This window comes from Pseudomonas spartinae (assembly GCF_965197125.1).
Lineage (GTDB): Bacteria > Pseudomonadota > Gammaproteobacteria > Pseudomonadales > Pseudomonadaceae > Aquipseudomonas > Aquipseudomonas composti_A.
In genome coordinates this window covers 1-469 of the sequence record NZ_CBDAMB010000039.1, presented here as the reverse complement: position 1 = coordinate 469, position 469 = coordinate 1, and the positions used below count along the sequence as shown (strand labels likewise).

General features: G+C 45.8%; 1 protein-coding gene. It reads right to left on the bottom strand.

Going from position 1 to position 469, the window contains the following annotated elements; genetic code table 11:
• Window positions 1–469 (bottom strand): DUF4124 domain-containing protein (locus ACN8M7_RS25955; protein WP_490262627.1); only part of this gene is annotated, 469 nt, incomplete at both ends.

Genomic DNA, 469 nt, shown 5'->3' with positions numbered 1-469 from the left:
CAGTATTGGCTCACTGTTTGCGCGACTTGCTGACGGCGTAGCTCAATTTCACGACCATCTAAATATTTACGTTCACCTTTATTATCCATCTCATAGACTCGCCCGCCTTGGTTTAAGTTGGCCAGGGTATTTTGTAAGGATTTGCAGCGCTCCGCATCTTGCTGTTTTTTGAGTTGCTGATTTTGTGCTTCAAGTTCAGCAGCGCGTTTTTGATCGGCTGTCAGCGTTGGTGATACACCTGATGCAGCACCTGTGCTATTGCCAGCGGTTGCAGGTGCACGACTACTAGGTCCAAGTTCACGGGTATTAACCACTTGCACTTGTCGCAAATTAACACCATTGGTCGGGGCATATTGGCTATAATGCGGCACACCATTTTTGTCAGTCCACTTGTAGTAAGTGGCTGCATTTGAATTCGCCATAACGAATGGTGATAACATGAGTGATAACAAAAACAGTGGCTTTAACA